12 protein-coding genes and 1 pseudogene are annotated in these 15,224 nt (G+C 54.2%); 10 read left to right on the top strand and 3 right to left on the bottom strand.

The features are described from left to right. Window positions 1-49: 49 nt before the first annotated feature. Entirely contained in the window at window positions 50-841 is a 792-nt protein-coding gene (locus tag E4S61_RS19105; RefSeq protein ID WP_135305541.1) for an HpcH/HpaI aldolase family protein, read from the top strand. Window positions 842-941: 100 nt separating this feature from the next. Here the strand turns inward: E4S61_RS19105 and E4S61_RS19110 are convergent, their stop codons facing one another. Beyond that, window positions 942-2,447: a CoA-acylating methylmalonate-semialdehyde dehydrogenase gene (locus tag E4S61_RS19110; protein ID WP_135305542.1), complete on the bottom strand. Its 1,506-nt coding sequence runs from the start codon at window positions 2,445-2,447 to the stop codon at window positions 942-944. A 115-nt stretch (window positions 2,448-2,562) separates the two neighbouring features. Here E4S61_RS19110 and E4S61_RS19115 point away from each other — a divergent pair, with 115 nt between their 5' ends. Further along, entirely contained in the window at window positions 2,563-3,348 is a 786-nt protein-coding gene (locus tag E4S61_RS19115) for an SDR family NAD(P)-dependent oxidoreductase (RefSeq protein WP_135305543.1), read from the top strand. Window positions 3,349-3,626: 278 nt separating this feature from the next. Here E4S61_RS19115 and E4S61_RS19120 read toward each other — a convergent pair whose 3' ends face one another. After that, on the bottom strand, window positions 3,627-5,366 hold the full coding sequence (locus tag E4S61_RS19120) for a thiamine pyrophosphate-binding protein (protein WP_135305544.1): 1,740 nt from the start codon (window positions 5,364-5,366) through the stop codon (window positions 3,627-3,629). 364 nt (window positions 5,367-5,730) lie between these two features. On the opposite strand from E4S61_RS19120, the gene E4S61_RS19125 reads away from it, so the two are divergent. From E4S61_RS19125 to E4S61_RS19145, 6 genes and pseudogenes are all read left to right on the top strand, one after another. Continuing rightward, entirely contained in the window at window positions 5,731-6,669 is a 939-nt protein-coding gene (locus E4S61_RS19125) for a dihydrodipicolinate synthase family protein (RefSeq protein ID WP_135305545.1), read from the top strand. Between the two features lie 530 nt (window positions 6,670-7,199). Then, complete coding sequence (locus E4S61_RS19130) at window positions 7,200-8,396, top strand: extracellular solute-binding protein (protein WP_167768582.1); 1,197 nt, start codon at window positions 7,200-7,202, stop codon at window positions 8,394-8,396. A 12-nt stretch (window positions 8,397-8,408) separates the two neighbouring features. Continuing rightward, window positions 8,409-9,347: a carbohydrate ABC transporter permease gene (locus E4S61_RS19135; protein WP_135305547.1), complete on the top strand. Its 939-nt coding sequence runs from the start codon at window positions 8,409-8,411 to the stop codon at window positions 9,345-9,347. Beyond that, window positions 9,344-10,414 carry a sugar ABC transporter permease gene (locus E4S61_RS19140; RefSeq protein WP_245180859.1) on the top strand — a complete coding sequence of 357 codons (1,071 nt, stop codon included), beginning with the start codon at window positions 9,344-9,346 and terminating at the stop codon, window positions 10,412-10,414. The genes E4S61_RS19135 and E4S61_RS19140 overlap by 4 nt, the downstream gene beginning before the upstream one ends. Before the next feature lie 53 nt (window positions 10,415-10,467). Beyond that, window positions 10,468-10,826, top strand: a pseudogene (locus E4S61_RS26310) (IS1595 family transposase); the annotation flags it as partial. Between the two features lie 718 nt (window positions 10,827-11,544). Next, window positions 11,545-11,970 (top strand): SDR family NAD(P)-dependent oxidoreductase, encoded by a 426-nt coding sequence (locus tag E4S61_RS19145; RefSeq protein ID WP_135305548.1) that lies wholly within the window; start codon window positions 11,545-11,547, stop codon window positions 11,968-11,970. 36 nt (window positions 11,971-12,006) lie between these two features. Here the strand turns inward: E4S61_RS19145 and E4S61_RS19150 are convergent, their stop codons facing one another. Beyond that, the gene (locus tag E4S61_RS19150; RefSeq protein WP_135305549.1) at window positions 12,007-12,906 is read right to left on the bottom strand and encodes an NAD(P)-dependent oxidoreductase; all 900 of its coding nucleotides are present in this window, start codon (window positions 12,904-12,906) and stop codon (window positions 12,007-12,009) included. A 304-nt stretch (window positions 12,907-13,210) separates the two neighbouring features. Here E4S61_RS19150 and E4S61_RS19155 point away from each other — a divergent pair, with 304 nt between their 5' ends. Both E4S61_RS19155 and E4S61_RS19160 read left to right on the top strand, forming a co-directional pair. Then, window positions 13,211-13,882, top strand: a complete 672-nt coding sequence (locus tag E4S61_RS19155; protein ID WP_135305550.1) for a carbohydrate-binding family 9-like protein — start codon at window positions 13,211-13,213, stop codon at window positions 13,880-13,882. Window positions 13,883-13,972: 90 nt separating this feature from the next. After that, entirely contained in the window at window positions 13,973-15,022 is a 1,050-nt protein-coding gene (locus E4S61_RS19160) for a mannonate dehydratase (RefSeq protein ID WP_135305551.1), read from the top strand. Window positions 15,023-15,224: the final 202 nt, after the last annotated feature.

Raw genomic sequence — 15,224 nt, forward strand, 5'->3', positions numbered from 1 at the left:
GTCCAGTGTCTGATAGCAGCGGACAGTACTAGCTACCTTGAAATCATCCATGACACACATCAAGGACGCAATCGAAGATGGCGACCACCCCCTCGGAACGTGGACTTCCGTCGGTCATCCTGCAGTTGCAGAGGGTCTAGCACAGCTTGACTTAGACTTCCTCCTCGTCGATATGGAACACACGACAATGTCGCTCGAAACCGTAGAAGGCATGGCTCGTGCGGTTGATGCTACATCGAGCGAGACAGATGCCGTTGTGCGGGTCCCGTGGAACGACTCAGTTCGCCTAAAGCGCGTCATAGATATTGGCATCGCTGGCGTTATGGTCCCAATGATAGACAATGCCGAGGAAGCCCGCAAACTCGTCCGATCGTTGCGCTATCCACCAGAAGGAATCCGCGGTATCGCTGGTAGCCGCGCGACGGGGTACGGTCGTAACTTCCAGAAGTACGTCGACAATGCCAACGGTTCCATCCTTACTATCGCTCAGATAGAAACCGAGGAAGGCCTCGAAAACGCTGAAGAAATTGCGCACGTTGATGGCATCGATGCGCTGTTCGTCGGCCCGGCCGACCTCTCGGCGGCAATCGGTATGTTTGCTGAATGGGATACCGACGAGTTCGCTGACGCGGTCAAATCTGTGATCGAAGCCGGAAACAAGGCCGGGACGCCCGTCGGCACGCTAACCGTCGATACCGATGCCATTGAGACCCGCATGGGCCAAGGATTCGACTTCCTCATCGCCGGGAAAGATATCTCACTGCTGATGGAAGGCGTTGACGAGGCCATTGACGAATATGAGGACTCACTCGACGATACTGTTGTCGTCTCGTCAGACTGAATTAGTCGCTCTTTTCTCAGGCCATTATCATACTTTGAGCGTCGCATCAAAAACAGCGTCGGGATCGTGAAAGGGTAGCTGGGGTCGCTGTTGAGTGAGTTCAGTTATTAGTGAACCACCTCTGTATCTCAATGGTCTTGTCGGTGTAGAAGTTCACGGCGTCCTCGCCTTGCGCGTGGAGGTCGCCGAAGAACGACCCCTTCCGACCACCGAAGTGGAAGAAGCCCATCGGCGCACAGACGCCGACGTTGATGCCGATGTTGCCCGCGTCCACCTCGTAGCGGTACTTCCGGGCTTCCGCGCCGTTCTCGGTGTATAGCGACGACGCGTTGCCGTACTCCGTGCTGTTGACCATCTCGATGGCCTCGTCTAAGTCCTCGACCTTCGTCAGGGCCATCACCGGGCCGAATATTTCGGTCTGGGTGATGTCCATATCCGTCGTGACGTTCTCTAAAAGCGTCGGCCCGAGGAAGTTCCCCTCGGGGTAGTCCGGATGCTCGAAGTCCCGACCGTCCACGACGAGGTCCGCGCCTTCGTCGATGGCGTTCTCGATCATCTCGACGACGCGGTCGGCGGATTCGCCCGTGATGAGCGGCCCAACGTCGGTGTCCTCGTCGAGACCGTTACCCACTGTCAGGTCGTCGACGTCGTCGAGAACTTCCTCGCGCAACTCGTCGTAGGAGTCGCCGATACCGACGACGACATCGTTGGCGAGACAGCGCTGGCCCGCATTACCGTAGACGGAGCCGATGATGTTCGGGACCGACTGTTCGAGTTCAGCGTCCTCGGAGACGACGGCGTAGTTCTTCGCGCCGCCCTGTGCCTGGACGCGCTTGCCGTGTTCGGCGGCCGTCTCGTAGATGTGCTGAGCGACGGGCGTCGAACCGACGAAGGAGACGCCGGCGATGTCGTCGTGTTCCAGTAGCGCGTTCACTGTGTCGGCGCTCCCGTTGACGAGATTGACGACGCCGTCGGGGAAGTCCACGGCGTCGACGGCCTCGAAGATGAGCTGGGAGCTTAACGGCACCTTCTCGCTGGGCTTGAGGATGAACGTGTTGCCCGTGGCGACGGCGTAGGGCAGGAACCACAGCGGAATCATCGCCGGGAAGTTGAAGGGCGTGATGGCCGTGAAGACGCCAAGTGGCTGGCGAACGGCGTGTTCGTCCATGTTCGTGCCGATGCCCTCGACGTTGCCGCTGCCCTCTCGGAGCATGTTCGGAATGCCCGCGGCGACTTCGACGTTCTCGATGCCGCGACGAATCTCACCGCGACCTTCGGCCAGCGTCTTGCCGTGTTCGCGCGTGAGCGCCTGTGCGATGTCCTCTTGGCGGTCTTCGAGTTCCTGCTTGAGGTCGAAGAGGTACTGGACGCGGTCGACCGGCGAGGTCGCCCGCCAGTCTTCGAAGGCGTCAGTAGCTGTCCGGACCGCTTCGTCGACCGTCTCCGCGGTGGAGTACGGTACGTCCGCCAGCGTCTCACCCGTCGCCGGGTTGACGAGCGACTGGCCGTCGTCGCTCTCGACGGAGCGCCACTTGCCGCCGACGTAGTTCTGCACGGTGTCGGGTACGGCAGTCGCCGCTGGCGACTGCTCTTGCTTGCTTGTCATACATGCAGACCGACTGTGTGAATCCATATAGGCGTTACGCACGCGCAAACGGCGCAGGGCTGGCCGCTAGCGCCGTCACCAAACGCTTATCTGAGTCGCGTCGAACGCTGGAAGTATGGGACGTGTCAACTTCGACTTTGCAGGAGAGACTGTCATCGTCACCGGCGGCAGTTCCGGCATCGGCCGAGCCATCGCACTCACCTTCGGAGAGGCGGGAGCAGCGGTGTTGAACGCGGACATCGACCCCGACCCGAAGGATGCCGACGCCGAGCGACCGACCCACGAGGCGATCGAGGCGGCAGGCGGAAGCGCCGAATATGCCGAGACCGACATCTCGAATCCAGACGACCTCGCTGCCGTCGTCGAAGCCGCCCGCGAGTACGGCGGCGTGGACGTATTGGTGAACAACGCCGGCTGGTTCACCCGCGGCGACCTCTTCTCGGTCGACCAGAACACCTTCGAGACTATTCACGGCGTCAACACGAACGGCGTCTTCTTCGGCATGCAGGCGGCCGCGGCCGACATGCGAGAGCGAGGCGACGGCGGCGTCATCGTCAACACGGCCTCTATCAGCGCGACGCACGCTCAGCCCAACCAGATTCCCTACGACTCCACGAAGGGCGCGATCAGGATGATGACGCGCGGGGCGGCGCTGGAACTGGCCGACGACGATGTCCGGGTCAACGCCGTCGCACCGGGCCACATCGCCACCGAATTCGGCTCCGGAGCCGAGAAGAAGGAGGAGTCCGTCGCCGCCGACGACCTGTTGAAACCCATCCCGCTCGACCGCCCGGGATACCCCGAAGACATCGCGCCGACAGTGCTCTTTCTCGCCAGCGACCAGGCCGACTATGTCACCGGCGAGATGGTGTACGTAGACGGCGGCTGGCAAACCTTCTAAGCGACGGACTACACCGCACTATATTCGGGTGGAGCATGCCGCTAGCATATTCGATACCACTACACAACTCGGTTCCGAGACGTACACGTGGACCGGCGAAGAGGGACATGCTACCATGAAGATAGCTATTGACCTGGACTACTGCCACCTCGACGTACAGTCTGCAGAACACTGGTGACGCCGTCTAACAGCACATCGGCGGAAAACACCTTGTCCCAATGAGGAAGGGCCGCTGCGATCGTCTATGTCCGAGAGAAAAACGAAACGCTGCTGGCGGCTTACTTTTCGAGGTCGGCGAGGTCCCACTCGCCGGTGACGATGGCTCCGGAGTCTGGGTTGTCCGGTTCGACCATCGCTTCGACGATAGCCGGGCCGTCGTGGGCAATAGCGTCTTCGAGAGCGCCGTTCAGGTTCTCCGGCTTGACGACGCGTTCGGCGAACTCGACGCCGAAGCCATCCGCCATCGACATGAAGTCGATGTCGTTCTCCCCGTTGAACTCCGTGTCCAGCACGCGGTCCCAGCCGTACTTATCGACCTGTAAGTTCCGAATGGACTTCCAGCCGTGGTTGTTGACGATGAGGTAAGTCACGTCGATGTCGTGTTGGACCGCACACGCGACCTCCTGATTGCACATCATGAAGCTCCCGTCGCCCTCGACGTCGACCACCGGGCTATCGGGCTTGGCGAGTTTCGCGCCGATGGCCGCCGAGACGCCGAAGCCCATCGTCGAGAACCCGCCACAGGAGATGTTGGTTCGGGGCTCGTACACCGGGAACTCCGGATTCACGGTCTCCTGTGGCTGGCCAGCGCTAGAGACGACGACGCCCTCACGCGGTAAGACTTCGCGGAGGCTGGCGATGGCTCGGGAGATACTCATCGGCACCGCGTCGTCCTCCCAGCGCTCGGCGACCATCGACTCCCACTCCTCCCAGCGGCTCTGAATCTCGTCGTAGTACTCGTTGTCCTCCGTCGAGACCGGGTCCATGCGCTCCTGGAGTTCCTCGGCTATCTGGCGCGTGACCACCTTCGCGTCGCCCTGAATGCCGACCTCGACCGGGTAGTTCTTGCCGATCTCCTTGGGGTCGATGTCGACGTGAATCAACTTGCTCGGCGGAATATTGAAGCTGACGCCCTCCTCGAACGAAGAGGTGTGCATATCGGTAAACCGACAGCCCACTGCGAGTACCACGTCGGCGTTGGTGGCGAGTTCGTTGCCCGCCGTCGAGCCGATCCAGCCCGCGTAGCCGACAAAGAGGTCGTGGTCCTCGGGAATGATTCCCTTCGACTGGAAGGTGGGGATGACGGGAGCTTGGAGGTGTTCTGCGAGATCTTGCACCTCGTCCCACGCCTCGGCGATCATCGTCCCGCCGCCGGGGACGATGACCGGTCGCTCGGCGTTTTCGAGCAGTTCCGCAGCGTCGGAAACCGTTCGCGGGTCGCCACCGGGACGGCTGTGGGGTCGGGACTGGGTCGGTTCGGGCAGTTCGACGTCGGCGGCCGCGCCCTGGACGTCCATCGGCACGTCGACGTGGACCGGGCCGGGCCGCCCGGAGAGCGCGACCTGGAACGCGCGCCGAAGGATACGCGGGAGACGCTCGACGTCGTCGACGACGAAGCTCTGCTTGGTGACGGGTTCCATCACGCTGGGGAAGTCGCCGGGCTTCTGGCGCTCGATCTCTTGGAGGATTCCCTCGCCGTACTCGTGGGTCTGTGGCGCGCCGGTGAAGATGACCATCGGGATGGAATCGACGTAGGCCGTCGCCGCGCCGGTGACGGTGTTGGTCGCACCCGGCCCGATGGAGGTGAAGACGGCCAGCGGCTCACCGCTCGCGCGGGCGTAGCCGTCCGCGAGGTGTGTCGCGCCCTCCTCGTGTCGTGGTTGGATGACTTCTACGTCTGAATCGTTGAAGGCGTCAAGTAGGTTCGTACTCCCGTGACCGGGAATACCGACGAGGTACTCGACGCCCTCTTTCTCTAGGTACTTGGCGATAATCTCGCCACCGTTCAGTCTGGGCATCTCGTTCGAAGGCATATACGGGGCATTTCTTAAATATTCCCCCGGTCGCGATCTAACTCCTTCGCACCTGCGACGGGACCCTTCCATACAATATTACCAAGTTCCTTGCTGACAGCGGATTCTACAAATGCCCTCGATTGAAGGAGTGAGTAGAACTACACCAGTCATTCTCGAGGAAGCAACTGATTCTAACCCGCAAGCGAAACGGCAGTGAGGTCCCGAAATTACCGGAGCGCTTGTCGAGTGAGCAGACAGAGCGTCGATATCTGGTAATCATCCGGTGGCCAACAAACGATGTCATTAATTGGGTTCTCATCGGTTGGAGGGGGGGTGTTTATATACTAGGAGCTACATCGTATGTTTGATGCCACTAGAGGTAGCCGAGGTCAAAGAGTGTCTTCGAGGTGTTGCAGTCGGTCTCTTGACCCCATTCGATCAAGAAGGCGAGATAGAATACAAAAAAATTCAGGAGAATGCTCAGACCCACTACGAGGAGGGCATTCGAACGTTTCTGGCTGCCGCGAATATCAGCGAATATCATTCGCTGTCCCAGGAGGAACGCGTCAGCGTAACCGAGGCAAGCCTTGACGCCTTACCATCCGACGCCTGCGTACTTGCTGGAGTCGGAGGTAGTACGGATAATGCACAGGATTTGATCCAAGCGTACGAGAGAATTGGCGTCGATGCAATGATGATTATGCCGCCCGACCATGCATACCTCCACGAAAAAGGGCTTTTAGAGTATTATCGCAGTCTCGCTTCCGTAACAGAGAGACCGCTAGTCCCGTATGTTCGTGGATTTAATCCGTCCGCGGAGTACCTGATTGAACTGTCCCAGCTTGATAGCGTCGCCGGTATCAAGTATGCTATCAAAGACCCGGTCAAATTAGGGGTTGCGACGACCAACGGGCCCGACGATACGGTTTGGATTGATGGACTGGCAGAACCATATGCAGTGTCATATTGGGCAGAAGGAATTGAGGGCTTCTCTGCCGGAGTGAGTAACTTCCGACCAGAAGTTGGCCAAGCCCTGTTCAAAGCACTCTCGAATGAAAACTGGAGTCGCGCTCGTGACCTCCGAAATATTTGTGTCCCCTACCAGAACTTTAGAGACGAAACTGGACAGAACAATACTATCGCAGGGGCGATTAGTGTTCCTGCTGTAAAACAAGGTCTCAAACTTGCCGGGATGCATGGTGGTGCGGTCCGCGAACCGATACAATCCCTGTCCGCCGAAGAAAAGAATCGAGCAGCGGAAATCTATGAACAACTGGATGATAACATCAGTCGGCTAATTGAGTAACTGATAAGCATCATCAAATATAGCTGGGTACAAAACAAAGCCATCATTATTAGATTGACAGCGGTGAATACTCAATAGCACGAGTCCTTAATCTGGAAACCAATTATTTCGCAAATGCTCTTTGGTTCGTTTTTTAGAAGGAGTGGGCTAGAGTGAGGAGATCCTATATCCGTCAGGAACACCTTTCCAACGGGTTGAATATACAGCATACGGAGTCTGGCAATATTCGGCATCAACAACTACAGAGCACCCGGTCGGTGTTAAGCATACTTGATTTGATTAGCATATGGGTTCCAGACAATCTAAATCAATCTCGTTGCTATGTCGCTGAAGCACACGATGTTTAAAAGAGAAACTAAGTGATTTCTCACCTCACTTTGTACGCTTAACTGAAAGCAATTGTCGGCCGAATGATAGTTTAGCAAGGATTTATAACATAGGATATCTATGATAGAGATATGCGGAGACGAGATGTAATTCAGACGATTAGTGGAATGGCAGCTGCTGGCTCCATCGCAGGGTGCCTCAGCGTGAGTGAATCTGATGGTAGCAACTCAACCCCCGGCAACTCAGGAACCTCGGATACGCAGAGTTCAGGGAACTCGGGTACAGGAACCATCTGGTTCTCCACGGGATCAGCTACCGATACGAAAACCAGTTTAGCAGAACAGTGGCAAAAGGAGAATAATGGGAATTTGTCGATCCAGACCATCCCGGAAATCGAAGACAAGGTCCGAAACGCAGTACCTGCAGGCAAAGGACCTCATTCGTTTATTTGGTCCCACGATCGATTAGGGGACTACAACCAGAGCGGATTCCTCGTGCCCCAAGGTGATGAAATCGATATCGATCTGGAGTCGACATTCACCAAAAAGTCGATAGAAGCGAGTAAGCTGGATGGTAACCTGCTAGGACTCCCTTGGGGGGCTGAAGCGGTGGGAATGATCTACAACAAGGATATGGTTGATTCCCCGCCGGAGACAATGGAAGATATGAAAGCCATCATGGAAGAGCACCACGATCCTGAAAACGGAAAATATGGCCTAGCGTATCCCATTAGCTCCGCATATCGGGCTGCTATGTGGGCGCACGCTTTTGGTGGATACTATCTTGATACCAGCAAGGACGATATTCTGGGCCTCACAAATAACAGTACCATCAAGGGGTTCGAGTATATCATTGATAACCTTCTCCCGTACATGTCAGAGGATCTCGGGGGAGGAGCACAGAACTCAGTATTCTCATCAGGGAATGCACCCCTCTGCTTCAATGGGCCATGGTCCATTTCCAATTTCAGAAATAGTGGCATCAATGTTGGAGTCACCGGAATCCCAAAGCCCAGCGGTGGATCTCCCAGCCCCTTCGTAGGGTACTTACTTTGGTACTTCAGCAAGCGAATGGAAAACAACAACCAAGATACGAAAGCTGCACGGTCCTTTATTAACTGGTGGACAACAGAAACTACTGCTCCTCTCGAACTATCGAAGGCTGCTGGATATACCCCAGTACTGAAAGAGCTCAAAGGTAGTGACGAACTGCCGGAAACCGTCAGAGGATTCGCTAAGGCTATCGAGCAGGGGACTGAGGTGCCTCAAGACCCGAGATATGCAGCTGTAGACGGCCCAACACACGATGCGTTCCTCAAGATGGTCCGGAACCCGGATGGTGACTTCAAGCAGTTCATGAAGACTGCAGAAGAAGAAATCCGAAGCCGCTGGTCGAACTGACGCAGAATAGCAATGTCTTTTTCAAATCATATTGAAAAGAGTAGAGTTATCGGTCGAAAAGTCTCTGAAGAGATTGACTGGTCGTTAGCGTTAGTTCTCCCGGGACTTTTCTTATTCACCGCATTTATGCTATTCCCAATGCTATATCTCCTCTACCTCTCGATAACAAACGCTACTCCAGCTACCGTATTTCAGGGTGAAGAAATAATAGTTGGATTAGAGAACTACATACGGGTCCTGACTGACCCACAGTTCTGGAACTCATTTGGCATAACATGGCTGTGGGTCTTCACCAGCGTGATCCTGAAAATGATCTTCGCCGTCGGTATCGCGATAGTTGTCACAAGCCGTGGCGTGCTAGGAAAACGATGGTTCCAGGCGCTCCTCATCTTACCCTATGGATTTCCTCCTATATTCAGGGTAGTGATCTTTAGAGGGATCTTCAGTACGGCTAGGTTCGGTCTGGCAAACCAGTTTCTTCTCTGGCTCGGTTTCGAGCCCGTTGCGTGGTTGAGTAGGCGATGGATGGCCTTCATCAGTTACAATATCACTGAAGTTTGGCTTTCTTATCCGTTCCTGCTATTGATTATAATTGGTGCACTCCAAGGTGTACCTGACTCACTTGTAGACGCCGCAAAAGTTGATGGAGCGGGGCCAGCGCACCGGTTCATTAACGTGACGCTGCCAGCAATCAAGCGACCGGTGCTGTTCGCTACGATCCTTACCTCTGCCGCCTCTTTCCAGAATTTCATTATTCCGTTTGTCTTCAACGGCGGAGGCCCTTCACGGACTAATGAGCTCATCATATTGTATGGGTACAAGGAGGCCTTCAACTACGGTGCCTACGGGCAAGGATCCGCAATTATGGTAATAGCACTGGTGTTCATTGGCCTGTTCATGATCATAAACGTCAAGAAAGGCAAACTGGCAGACAAGGAGAAAGGGGCATGAGCCGCCTGAAATCCCTACAGCAGTCGACCTACTCATGGATGTACCGTCTGGCTGAACGACCCAAGAACGTCCAGCGGGGAATCAAAGATACGATATATCAACTCAGAACGGGAGAAATCGAAGCCAAGGACATAGGTAGGAATGGAGTCAAAACCCTCGGTGCTATCATTCTTGTTGGAATAACCCTCTTCCCGGTATACTGGATCTTCCTTTCATCTATATCCGGACAGGGTGGGTCAATCTACGCTGCCGGAGGTATCCAGTTCATCCCAGCTGACCCTACTTGGGACGCTTATCGCTGGGTCTTCGGGAATGCGAATATTCCCAGCTATGAGATAGCAGTCACGCTATTCGGGTATGAGATAGCTCTCAATACGCCAGGGTTCAGTCCGAATATCAATTGCTCCGAGCTTGGTGGCTGTTCACAGTTTCCACTATATTTCTGGAACAGCCTCACGGTTTCAATTCCAGCAGTCATCTTAGCGATGTGCGTAATTGTTCCTGGTGCATACGCTCTCTCCCGAAGAGAGTTTATCTTCAAGAATAAAGTTCTCTATACGTACCTCTTGTTCACCCAGATCGGGGGCGGTCTAAGTGTCGCAACTCTCATCGCTCTGTATGCAATATTCGTTCAATTCGGACTGACGAACGACAAACTCGCATTGGCAGCTTACTACGCGGCCGTGGCTGTTCCATTGAACACTTGGATATTAAAGACCTATATGGATACCATCCCAGCTACGTATGAGGAAGCAGCATTCGTAGATGGGGCTCCAATGTGGCGAATCGTTTGGGAGATTATCCTCCCTATGACGAAACCGGGACTAGCAGCGACATTCATTTTCACCTTCTTGGTAGGATGGAAAGAATTTGTTGTAGCACAGGTACTCTTGAGCAACGAGAACTACACGTTACCAGTTGGATTGTTTTCGCTTGTAGGGCAGTACCAAATTCCTTGGCAACAATTCTCAGCGTTCGCGCTTGTCTTCGCGTTGCCGGTGACAATAATCTACCTAGCCATGCGGAAATATATGCAAGAGGGGCTCTCGCTTAGCGGGATCGATTGAAGCCCCGATATCACCGCTTTTACTGGAGTTCCGATTCACAGACCTGGTAGAGCAGCTATCGGATGTTTCAGCGATACCAGGTAAGATTTACAATCGCACGCTCGACGCTCAGACCAACACTGTCGTCAAACACTCAGTAATAGAGGTCAGAAAGCGTTTTTCTCGCCGTCTACACCCTCTCCAACACCAGTCTTTGGGAGTTAGACGTAGAGATTGACATCTCCTACAAGACAGTGTACTGCATCCGGCGCTTCCTGCGAATGCTAGACCACCTCACCCCGAGCTCAAAGAGCCAGTCGAAAACGACGGGTTATACGTGAAAGCTTGGATCAAGGACCGTGAGCACGATCGACCGTCATACTCGTGTGGCCTCTCCACACGCAGACATAGCATATACGAGCAGGATAAATTATCCCAATACAGTGAACTCTAAGAATTGCCCGATAGCTTAACTCAACCTGACTATCCCCACTATCTAATTTCTGTTCTCCTCTGCCGAATTAGGGTATAGAGTGTCTCCTATACTTGTAAAATGCATACTGCGTGTTTAGTGATGTTCTATACTTGTTTTTGCTCTCAGATCTGACTGGCCAATCCTGACCATCAATAGTCACTGGCAAGGGGTAAGGCAGGGAGTCAGTATATTCGCTGTTTTTTGGAGACTGCGAATGACGTGTTATCAAGGACGATTTAGCATAATTATCAGAAGTTGTTCGACAGGACCGAATCCGCATATAGGACGGCTAATTAGACATAATACGACATCTATGAGAACTTGTGAATTGCTGCGCACCCTCGAATGTAAGAACTGTTTTTCTGTATAACAAGCGTACACTAGTTATTATAAGCGCTTCTAGAATAACACTAGTACACTAATTATATCAGAGTCATAGTCCAATCACTACCTTGATTTCATCCTTATAGAGCAGGTATTCGCTCCTCGAGAACAGGCAAATCTCAGGGCATTATTTTTTAGATTAAAAGCCGTATTTTATTGAAGGGGTTTCACTTGGAAGAGGTTCAATCGTTCATCTCATATTATAATTGGGTATAGTCCACTAAGAACGTCTCTATCAGCCGATTCGATAGCTGAGAACTATTGCCAAATCTCGGTAGCCGTTATACTTTCTATGGGAAATCCTACAGTTGTTACTGGTGCGTCCCGTGGAATCGGGCGTGAAATCGCACAGAAACTCGCTGGTGAGGGCGCGTCAGTCGTCGTCAACTACCGATCTTCGAAAGAACGAGCCGAATCAGTCGTTGACGAAATTCGAATGGAAGGCGGCGAGGCAGTAACCGTACAAGCCGATGTATCTAACTATGACGAAGTAGTCGCGATAGTCAACGCAACGGTTGAGGAATTCGGATCGCTTGACATTCTCGTGAACAACGCCGGCATCGTCATCACCGAGTCCGCAGAAGAATTTGACATTGACGATTGGCGTCGTGTAATCGACATCGACTTAACAGGGACATTCATTTGTTCACAAATAGCTGCTCAGGATTGCCACATTGCTGACTACAGATTTAAAGACACATCAAATTATAAAACCTAAACCGTATAGAAATGCCTCGATCTCAATGAGAGAAAATTATTCGTCAATGCGGGCCTTTTCGCCCGCTAAGTCCTCGATAATCTGTATCACACCAGAATGGTCATCTTGGCCGCGCTCCGTCTGTTCCATCGCTTTGTACATCTCGTGGACGATACCTGTTGCTGGCATCGGCGTACCGTACTCCTCACCAGCATCCATCGCGATTCGGAGGTCTTTGTAGTGATAGGACGAGAAAAATCCTGGTTCAAAGTTCCCACGGATGACCCGGGGTGCCCGAGCATCAAGTGACCAACACGCCGCCGCCCCGCCGCTTATCGCTTCCAGAACTTGCTCTAAATCGGCACCCCCCTGTTTCGCCAGCAATAGTGCCTCTGCAACGGCTTGATGCTGACAGCCGACGATAATCTGGTTCGCAGCCTTGGTCACTTGGCCTGCGCCGGAATCGCCACAGCGGGTAATCGTTTCGCCCATCGTCTCGAATAGATCGTAGACGGCATCGAACGTCTCCTCGCTCCCACCGACCATGATCGAGAGCGTTCCCTCGATTGCACCCTCCTCTCCACCGCTGATCGGTGCATCGAGCATTTCTGCACCCTGGTGTCCAACGTCGGCAGCGAGACGCTCTGTTGCCGCAGGCGATATCGTCGACATATCGACGAATATCTGTCCATCACTGAGCGCTTGGAGAATTCCATCATCGCCACGAACGACGGACGTCACAGCATCTGTATCCGGGAGGACCGTCACCACGATATCGGACTTTCGCGTGACCTCTGCGGGTGACGTAGCGGCCTGTGCCCCCTCGTTGACTAGTCGTTCGACTGGTTCCTGCGAACGATTGTGGGCGATAACACTGTACCCAGCATCGATGACGTTTTCCGCCATCGGTTTTCCCATAATACCGGTCCCGATAAACCCAATTGTATTACTCGCCATCGTATGCCCTTCTCCCCGCGACCCCTATAAAGATACAGTCTCCTCACTAAGCACAGTTCGTGTTTATTTCGATAGGAAGAATCAGTAGTGAGACGAGGCGAGCAGAAGTCTATCCCTGGAAGAGAGGGTAGCAAAATACAGGCCCTTCGAGATACAGCTCTCTTAGGGACTTGTATTCCTTGAGAGCAAGGCTATCGGTCGGGCCATCAAGGGGTATCAAGACTATCGCGCCACCACCCGCTAAGCGCAATTACGCTCGCTTCTAGTCGGAAGATATTTCGAGGGGGCGGCCGGCTACAAATATATGAGAACATATGACGTGCAGTTGACCGACGGTTCAGTCTCGTTGACGCACGAAATAAACGTGGCGACCTGGGAGACTGCATCAGTCACGCACATCGATTCGTTCACATGGGGGGAGGAAGCAACCGGTCCGGAAACGACTGTAAGGGCGTTACATACTGATAAGGCGTTCTTCTTGCAGTTCCATGCTGAAGACAGCGAGATCTCAGCCACAGTCACTGAACTGAACGGACCGACGTTTCGAGATAGTTCTGTCGAGTTCTTCGCGAATCCCATCCCTGACGATGAAGAAATGTATTTTAATTTTGAAGTCAACTGCTGTGGGACGTTCAAGCTAGGGTGGCAAGAGTACGGCTGGCAAGAGAAAGAAATCGGACGAGATGAGATCTCACCACAGCTAGCCGACGAAATCGACATCGCTACGTCAATCCCAGGTCAGACGAGACAGCCCAAACCGAACGATGAGTCTTGGTGGGTGGCCGTGCGATTACCCGTCTCAACGTTAGAGTCGTTTACTGGCCGTACTATCTCTATCGACCAGGGGTCGACCTGGCGCGGCAACTTCTATCGAAGCGGTATCCCAGACCCCCAGAAGGCGACGTGGAACCCGCTAGATACGCCGAAACCGGAATACCACACTCCGGAACAGTTTGGCCGCCTCAAGTTCAGATGACACTATCCACACGCGCTGATAGACCGCGGAGACGCCGAGGACCGCGGTTATTTGTAGGGGGGAAGCCGAAGTGTGTAACGCAAACGCGCTATGAATACCCAAGACAACTTAGTGACAGACCCCGAGGCGCTATCAACCCGGGTCGGCGTTAGGACAGAATCGATCGCAGATGAGCGAATTCAGTTTCTGAAACAGATCGGCGTCGAAGACGTTTTTGTCGATCACACAGGCGTGAACGACGATCCGACGACCATCTCGCTGGAAACGGGGTATGCACCATCAGTCACAAATCTCGTCGAGGCACGGCGCCGCGTTGAGGACCTCGGCGTCAGATTCGCGGGAGTGCACACGATCGGTCAGAGAGTCTATGAAGATATTATGTTTGACCGTGAAGACGCTGATGAACAACTTGAGACCATCAAAACGCTGATCAAGAACATGGGACAGGCAGGAATCCCCGTGCTAGGCTACCAGTGGAATCCGACCAACGTTCCAGCGCGAACCTCACGCACGGCCCGGGTTCGCGGCGGTGCGAAGGCAGAAGCTTACGACGCCTCGAATCTGCGAGACCCGCACGAGCCGATTGACGAACTCGACCGCGAGTATACAGAAGAGGAGTTCTGGGACAACTACGAACGGTTCCTCGAGGAGATTCTCCCAGTTGCCGAGGAAGCAGGCGTGCAGATGGCGGTCCACCCGGCGGATCCGCCGACGGCCGAGCAGCTCGGTGGGATCCCGCGTCTCCTTCGGAACTTCGAGAACTTCAAGCGTGCAATGGACCTCGTTGAGAGCGATAATCACGGCCTCAAGCTCTGTCTGGGATGTTTCTCCGAAATGACCGAAGCGGACGTGCACGAGGTTATCCGGTACTTCGGCGAGCGCGACAAGATATTCTTCGTTCACTTCCGGGATGTTATGGGCACTTGGCCCGCGTTCACAGAGTCGTTCATCGACGACGACGCGACAAACTTCGACGAACTAGAGGCCATGCGAACGCTGCGGGAAGTCGGTTTTAACGGTGTCACCATTCCTGACCACGTCCCGGCCGTCGAGGGCGACACGGAATGGGGCCACCGAGCGCGAGCACACGCGACTGCCTACCTCAAGGGCCTTATCAAGTGTGTCCATACGGAGTGTTGAAAGCTAGAGCGACGGTTGGCGTCGCCGCTCGTCTCGACCGCGTGGTGAGGGTGTCCGGCAGCTCTCGTATCACCCAGCTCGAATTGGCGATACCAGTTTCGTTTACAGTTATCGTTGAGAGGCTAGCCTTGGAGCAGTTTAATCGACAAGGTATAGTCGCTGACTGTAGCGATCCAGATTCCTGTTTCCGGCATAAGATTCT

This window comes from Haloarcula amylovorans (genome assembly GCF_004681185.1).
GTDB lineage: Archaea > Halobacteriota > Halobacteria > Halobacteriales > Haloarculaceae > Haloarcula > Haloarcula amylovorans.